Origin of the sequence: Nitrosomonas sp. (assembly GCF_040240425.1) — a bacterium.
GTDB lineage: Bacteria > Pseudomonadota > Gammaproteobacteria > Burkholderiales > Nitrosomonadaceae > Nitrosomonas.
On record NZ_QPHG01000067.1, the window covers coordinates 1 to 7,602 of the forward strand.

Below are 7,602 nucleotides of genomic sequence, written 5' to 3' on the forward strand. Positions count from 1 at the left end.
ACCTGGATGAGATCACAGTATTTCATTTACCACCGAAAGTATATCCATCGGCATCGATTACGGTAGATCACACCTTTCCGGAGAAAGGCAAGTTTGTAGGGCTGGTGACGGTGACGGGTGAAGCGCAGGACTATGTATCACGTTTTCCGTTCTCGGTGGGTGAAGGCCGTCCGACCCCGAAAGTAGCGATTATCGCACCGGTTGTATTGGTCCTCGCTGTTGCCGCTTTCTTCTACTTGCGGAAGCGTAAACCGAAAGCTGATTGAAAAATATAGCAAGTCCAAAAACGTAAAAAGCACAACAGGGAATTTCCTGTTGTGCTTTTTTCTATTCAGAAATTAGAAATGTGCGATTTCTGGTCAACGGGTACTAATAGTTGACTCATCCATGTAATTGTAAAACCTTATACAACCGCGCCATCATTTTCCAGGGGTTTTTTCTCAATCTTAACAAGATCTTCGCGTTTGACACCCAGCAGCATGATGATTGAGCTGCCGACCATAATCGACGAATAAATCCCGAACAAAATGCCAATGGTCAATGCCAATGCAAAATAGTGAAGCACTTCACCGCCGAATAATAGCATTGCGATGACGACCATTTGTGTACTTCCATGGGTAATAATCGTGCGTGACATCGTTTCTGTAATGGCGCTATCGATAACTTCGGTGATGGATGCTTTGCGATATTTACGAAAATTCTCGCGGATCCGATCGAAAATAACGACTGACTCATTAACGGAGTAACCCAGTATGGCTAATATGGCGGCGAGCACGGTGAGCGAAAATTCCCACTGAAAGAAAGCAAAGCAGCCAACGATGATAACTACATCATGCAAGTTGGCAATAATGCCCGATACGCCAAATTTCCACTCGAATCGCACTGCCAAGTAGGCAACGATACCCAGTGAAACAAATAGCAAAGCCAGTGCACCATTTTCCAGTAATTCCGCGCCGACTTGTGGTCCGACAAATTCAACTCGTTTCATTTCGACCGAAGAATCTGCTTGTCTTAATGCACTCATGACAGTTTCAGACAACTGTGCACTGGAAAACTCGGGTTTAATTGGTAAGCGAATCAAAACCTCACGAGAAGTGCCGAAATTTTGCACACTGGCGTCAGACATACCGAGATCGGTGAGTACACCTCTGACTTTCTCGAGATCAGCGGCTTGATTGTAACTGACTTCCAGTACGGTTCCGCCCGTGAAGTCCACACCGAGATTGAGTCCTTTTGTGGTAATGAAGAAAACAGATAGGGCAAATGTCACAATTGAAATGACAGCCCCGGCCCGTCTCCATCGCATAAAGGGGATGTTATGATTAAATCTAAAAAATTCCATGATTTACTTCCTTATAGATCTGATTAGTCAGCTTTGGATTGCTTGGTATCAGATGATTTTCGCTTGTTTTTAGCTTTACCCGGCTTTCTTTCGCTCGATACGGCTTGAATATCAAGATCAGCTTGTTGAATGACTTCGGCTTTAGCCTCAAGCTGTTTTGTAACTCTGTTCTGAATATCGATCGATTCTTCGCTTGCTTTGCTACGAGCTAATGTAGTTCTCTGAGCAGTCTTATTTTGTTCCGGTATCCAGATTTTTCCAATCGGAACGTGATCCAACCGGCGATTACCATAAATTAGATTCACCATGCCTCTGGACACAAAAGTTGCTGTAAATACGGAAGTCATAATGCCTAAGCAGAGTACTACCGCAAATCCTTTCACCGGACCTGAACCGAAAGCAAACAACGCAATACCGGCAATGAGAGTGGTAATGTTGGAATCCACAATCGTGCCGAAGGCTCGCTCGAATCCCGCATGAATAGCTAATTGCGGCGAAGCGCCAGCGCGTAATTCATCCCTAATCCGTTCATTGATCAACACGTTGGCATCAATCGCCATACCGACCGTCAGGGCCAATGCAGCCATCCCCGGCAGTGTCAGCGTGGCCTGCATGATGGATAATAAACCAACCAGCAGCAATAGATTCATGGCTAGCGCAACGACCGAGATCATGCCGAACGCCGTGTAATAAATGGCAATGAAGATAGCGACGCCTAAGAAGCCATATAAGGTCGAGTTGTAGCCTCGGGCAATATTCTCTGCGCCTAAGCTTGGCCCTACTGTACGCTCTTCAATAATATCCATCGGTGCAGCCAAAGCACCGGCGCGCAGTAATAACGCAACATCGCGCGCTTCCCTGCTGGTCATGCGCCCACTGATCTGCACGCGCCCGCCGCCGATTTCTTCCCGGATGACGGGTGCGGTAATAACTTCCGCCTTATTTTTCTCAATCAGCAGAATGGCCATTCTTTTGCCGACATTATCCCGCGTTAATTGTTTGAAAATGCGCGATCCGCCATTGTCTAAATTGAGATGTACTGCGGGTTGATTGTCCTTATCAAACCCCGATTGAGCATCGGTGATATGCTCACCGGTCAACAATACTTGTTTTTTGACAAGCACTGGGCTTCCACCACGCTCTTCATACAGCTCGGTACCCGCGGGCACCTTGCCCTGCAACGCGGCATCAAGATCGTGCTCGTCATCGACCATGCGAACTTCCAGGGTGGCTGTCCGTCCCAGAATATCTTTTGCTTTGGCGGTATCTTGTACCCCCGGCAATTGCACGATGACGCGATCCGTTCCAGCTTTCTGGATGATGGGTTCAGCGACGCCCAGTTCATTAACGCGATTACGCAGGGTTGTGATGTTCTGCAACACCGCTGACTCTTGCATGCGCGCGAGCGCCTCGGATTTAATCGTAGCGACGAGATGGTAGCGGCTATCGACATTCTCTTCCTTGAAACCAAGATCGGGATAATTCGACTTTAACTCAGCTTCCGCTTTGGTGCGTGATTCAGCGTCGCGAAATTTTAAAGTCAGTTTCTTGGCTTGTTTTTCCAGACCGGCATAGGAAATTTTTTGTTCGCGTAATTTGCCGCGGATATCAGCGCTGTAACGATCCAGTGATTTTTCATGCGCGCCTTCCATATCGACGGCCAGCATGAAATGCACACCACCGCGCAGATCCAACCCCAGATACATCGGCAATGCGCCGAGATCGGTCAGCCACTGGGGAGAATTGGGTAGTAAGTTTAGCGCAGTGATATAGTCATTACCCAAAGTTGATTCCAGCAAATCCTTTGCTTTGATTTGGGTCTCGGTATCGGCGAAACGTACTTTAATGCTTCCCTCTTCAAGGAGCATTCCATCCGTTCCAAGATTGGCTTGTTTTAATGCGTCTTCAACGCGTTGCAACAAGGCGGTATCAGTGCTTGCGGAAGTCCGTAAAGGGGAAATCTGTACTGCGGGCGATTCGCCGTAAAAATTCGGCAATGTATAAAGCAAGCCGAGTAGCAGTGAAACCGCAATAATCAAGTATTGCCAAAGTGCGTAGCGGTTCATGGGTGTCAGTTAAGTATTAATTAATGATAAAAGATAAGAAAGATATGTGACGGCAAGCGATTCAATAACTATTCCTTCCGCCACGGTATGCGTGGTTATTTTTTGTCAACATTGCCAGCGTCAGTATCATGGTTCTCCGTGGTTTCGGCGGCACTGTTTTCCGATGCGGTTGTTGTTTTAGTTGTTTTGAATTTTTGAGTTTTTCCTTTCGGCTCGATACTCTTCAGTGTTCCTTTGGGCAACAGGGTTTGCACCGAAGATTTAAGCGCGGTGACTTCGATAGCCGGTGCTATTTCGATAATCACATAAGCTTCGCTGACATTCAGAACCTGACCGAGAATACCGCCGTTGGTAATGACTTCATCGCCTCTCTGCAATCCTTCCATCATCTGTTTTTGCTCTTTGGCGCGTTTAGCTTGCGGACGGATCAACAGAAAATAAAACAGCACCAGTATTCCGAACATCGGTAACAGGCTTAACAAGTCCGAGCTGTCTTGCGTTGACGCAGCAGCTTGTGCAAATGCATCATTAATCAGCATAAAATTCTCCCTTTCTGAAAAAAGATACATATTAGCATGATGACCGCTTATGCCAGAAATTCTTGTGCATATTCTTCAAATTGTTGGTTTTCGATTGCACTGCGGATTTCTTGCATCAATTGTTGGTAATAATACAAGTTGTGCACGGTATTCAGATGCGCTCCCAGCATTTCGTTGATGCGTTGCAAATGATGCAGATAAGCGCGGCTGAAATGCTGGCAGGTGTAGCAACCGCAGCGCTCGTCTGGAGGCGATGTATCCAGCCGGTAGCGGCTGTTACGCAATTTAATAATGCCGTGACGCGTATACAGCCAGCCATTGCGGGCATTTCGCGTTGGCAATACGCAATCGAACATATCAATGCCGTGCGCCACGGCATGCACAATATCTGCTGGTGTGCCGACACCCATTAAATAACGCGGTTGATCAGCGGGTAGCAGCGGTGCGATATGTTTGAGGATGCGCTGCATGTCCGCTTTGGGTTCGCCGACGGATAATCCGCCGATCGCATAACCGTCAAAACCGATGCGATGTAAACCGGCAAACGATTGATCGCGCAGCTGTTCGTACATGCCACCTTGCACGATGCCGAACAATGCATTCGGATTGCCGTGATGCGCTTGTTTGGAGCGTTCCGCCCAGCGCAGACTGAGTTCCATCGAGAGTTGAGTGGTCGATTCATCTGCTGGATACGGAGTGCACTCATCAAAGATCATCACAATATCGGAATTGAGCGTGCGTTGAATTCGCATCGATTCTTCCGGTGACAGAAAGCAGTTGTCACCGTTGACCGGTGATTTGAAATGCACGCCTTGCTCGGTGATTTTGCGCAAATCGCCCAAGCTATAGACCTGAAACCCACCGGAATCGGTGAGTATCGGGCCGCGCCAACCCATAAAATCATGCAATCCGCCATGTGCTTCGATCACTTCTAATCCGGGGCGCAGCCATAAATGGAATGTATTACCCAGAATGATTTGTGCGTTCGTCGCTTGCAATGCAGCGGGTGGCATGCTTTTGACCGCGCCATAAGTTCCTACCGGCATGAAAACGGGTGTTTCGACTGTGCCGTGCGCCAAGGTCAAGATGCCGCGGCGAGCTGCCTTGTCGGTGGAATGTAACTGAAATTTCATGATTTTCTCTCAATCAGCATGGCGTCTCCATAGCTAAAAAAACGGTAACGCTCAGTTACGGCATGCCGATAAGCAAGCCGGATGTTTTCCATGCCGGCAAAAGCGGAAACCAGCATCAGCAGCGTTGAGCAGGGCAAATGAAAGTTGGTCAATAATCGCTCGATTACTTGAAAATGATAGCCCGGCGTAATGAAAATCCGCGTATCGCCATACCCTGCGATCAATTGGCCATGATGAGACGATGCACAGGATTCCAGTGCCCGCAGCGATGTCGTACCGACGGCGAGAATGCGTCCTCCCGATAGCTTGGCTTGCCGGATCGCATCCACGGTGGCTTGCGGGATATGGTAAGTTTCGTTGTGCATGGTGTGATCAGCGATATTTTCAACCCGTACCGGCTGAAATGTTCCGGCACCGACATGCAAAGTGACATAGGCAATGGTGATGCCCATCGCCCGTAATTGATCCATCATGACAGCATCGAAATGCAATCCCGCAGTTGGTGCCGCAACAGCTCCTGCATTTCTTGCGTAAACTGTCTGATAACGCGCTTCGTCTGCTGCGGTCGCCGGGCGAGCGATATAGGGAGGCAACGGCAATTGACCGTAGCGTTCCAGCAATTCCGCTGTCGTTTTTTTATGCTCAAAGCGCAAGGTATAAAATTCTTGCTCACGCGCGATCACGGTCGCCGGTATCGCATCCGCCAACAGTAAAGTTGAGTCCGGTTTGGGCGCATGGCTGGCACGTATAGCTGCCAGAACATGGCGATCGTCGAGTATTCGCTCCACCATCACTTCCACTTTGCCGCCACTATTTTTTTTTCCGAACAGGCGCGCCTTAATCACCTGGGTATCGTTAAACACCATGACATCTCCGGCGTGCAGGAAGCTGGATAAATTTGAAAATAACGCGTCCTGCCATTGATGATTATTGCTGTCCATATAGAGCAAACGGCTGCCGGTGCGCTGCTCGGCGGGAAACTGTGCGATCAATTCGGCGGGCAGATAAAAATCAAAATCCTGAGTCTTCATGCCCCCTATTATACCGGCGCAGCATGTTTTCCGCCCATGCAGCTTGCTGTACTCCGGCTTTTCAGTGATAATTGCGCCTTCTGTTTATTCAAAACAGGCAAATTGTTTGGCCGAGATGGCGGAATTGGTAGACGCACGGGACTCAAAATCCCGCGATGGTGACATCATGGGGGTTCGATTCCCCCTCTCGGCACCAGTAGCAACATTCAAGCAGTTCATATCGTACATCCCTTGTAATACTGAATATTCTAAGAATTGATTGTATCAAGAGATAGCATGCATCTTTTGACATGCCGTCATGTGCTTACCGATGTCTCAGTGCGTTAAGCAAAACCGAAGGGCTCTATAAACTTAGCGATAGTAGCGGGCTGTATTTGCTGGTGAAATCCACTAGAAATATTTAATCGTAACAACAAGCAGAAGGTGGATGCATTTATTTAGTTTCATAGCAAAGTGCGGTTGTGTGCTAAAAATTTCATACATAAAAAAGAAATAATCTTGTTGATAACAGAAGAAAAACACCTGTTGCATTTAGAAAAGGATGGGTTTTCTTATTTATTGGAAGTTAACTAGCGGTTAATTCATATCAATATCGTCTTATTTAATCTGTGGTTTTTTCTATTATCCACAAAAACTGTGGATAACTTTGTGGGCAATCATCTTGCATGAGTTACTAACTTGTAAATTTCTAAGGACTTTCCTTAGGTTGCTTAATTATTTAACATATTAATTATGTTTAAATTATCATCTGCTTACGGGATGTTTTTTGGTTCAATGTCAAGATACTCATGGGATATTTGTAACTTTTTAAATCTGTGGATTATTTGTAATGTCAAGGAAAAAGATAAGAAACGAATAGCAGAAGATTATATAAACAAGATAGATACTTTGGCACTTTGACTGCTACGAGTGATGAGATCTCCGTCAATAGATGCCGATGGTGATTGCCAAAGTAACAGGCAAGTATTATTGATAATCACCAGTAGAAAACCTGTTCAATTTAAAGACTCGAAATGCCGCTGACACATGCTCAGACAACACGGTGCAGACAAATGGACAAAGGCGCAACGCAGAACATTTGCACATGACTTTGAGAATCTTTTGGTAGCGAGTGTGAATCAATAAATCCAAATCAGAATAGGCGCCGCATGAATGGTTACCACCGCTAAAATCTTATGGGCGCGAATACGGAAAGCGATGGGAATACATCAAAAAATACCACTTATGGCATAACTGGCAAGAACGTGCTGTCTTGAACAAACTGGCTTGAAGTAGTAAGCCATAGCAATTCACGAATCTTGGTTGACTGTTTTTGATAAAGGACTTGTGAAGCGGTTGCCAATACGCACACATGCGCACCTTGTTAATTGGTATTTTCTGAGGGTCTTAGGAAGTTAAGCACTTACTAAAGTGTGCTAACTTTCTGAGATGAATGCCAAAAACAGATACTATTTTCGTTCTCGAATCAGAGAAGCAAAATTCAGGCAACTT

The 7,602-nt window shown here is 46.6% G+C and carries 5 protein-coding genes, 1 tRNA gene and 1 pseudogene; 2 read left to right on the forward strand and 5 right to left on the reverse strand.

Features of this window, described 5'->3' with window-relative positions:
* Window positions 1-266: pseudogene (locus DU481_RS15270) on the forward strand (hypothetical protein); the annotation flags it as partial.
* 137 nt (window positions 267-403) lie between these two features.
* Here the strand turns inward: DU481_RS15270 and secF are convergent.
* From secF to queA, 5 genes are all read right to left on the reverse strand, one after another.
* A complete protein-coding gene (gene secF / locus DU481_RS15275) occupies window positions 404-1,342 on the reverse strand; it encodes a protein translocase subunit SecF (protein ID WP_350135916.1) in 939 nt (312 codons plus the stop codon).
* A gap of 23 nt (window positions 1,343-1,365) precedes the next feature.
* Window positions 1,366-3,408: a protein translocase subunit SecD gene (gene secD / locus DU481_RS15280; protein WP_350135918.1), complete on the reverse strand. Its 2,043-nt coding sequence runs from the start codon at window positions 3,406-3,408 to the stop codon at window positions 1,366-1,368.
* A 95-nt stretch (window positions 3,409-3,503) separates the two neighbouring features.
* Window positions 3,504-3,947 carry a preprotein translocase subunit YajC gene (yajC, locus tag DU481_RS15285; protein WP_350135920.1) on the reverse strand — a complete coding sequence of 148 codons (444 nt, stop codon included), beginning with the start codon at window positions 3,945-3,947 and terminating at the stop codon, window positions 3,504-3,506.
* A 47-nt stretch (window positions 3,948-3,994) separates the two neighbouring features.
* A complete protein-coding gene (gene tgt / locus DU481_RS15290) occupies window positions 3,995-5,080 on the reverse strand; it encodes a tRNA guanosine(34) transglycosylase Tgt (protein WP_350135922.1) in 1,086 nt (361 codons plus the stop codon).
* Window positions 5,077-6,111 (reverse strand): tRNA preQ1(34) S-adenosylmethionine ribosyltransferase-isomerase QueA, encoded by a 1,035-nt coding sequence (gene queA, locus DU481_RS15295; protein WP_350135924.1) that lies wholly within the window; start codon window positions 6,109-6,111, stop codon window positions 5,077-5,079. The genes tgt and queA overlap by 4 nt, the downstream gene beginning before the upstream one ends.
* A 109-nt stretch (window positions 6,112-6,220) precedes the next feature.
* Here queA and DU481_RS15300 point away from each other — a divergent pair.
* A tRNA-Leu gene (locus DU481_RS15300) sits at window positions 6,221-6,307 on the forward strand.
* Window positions 6,308-7,602: the final 1,295 nt, after the last annotated feature.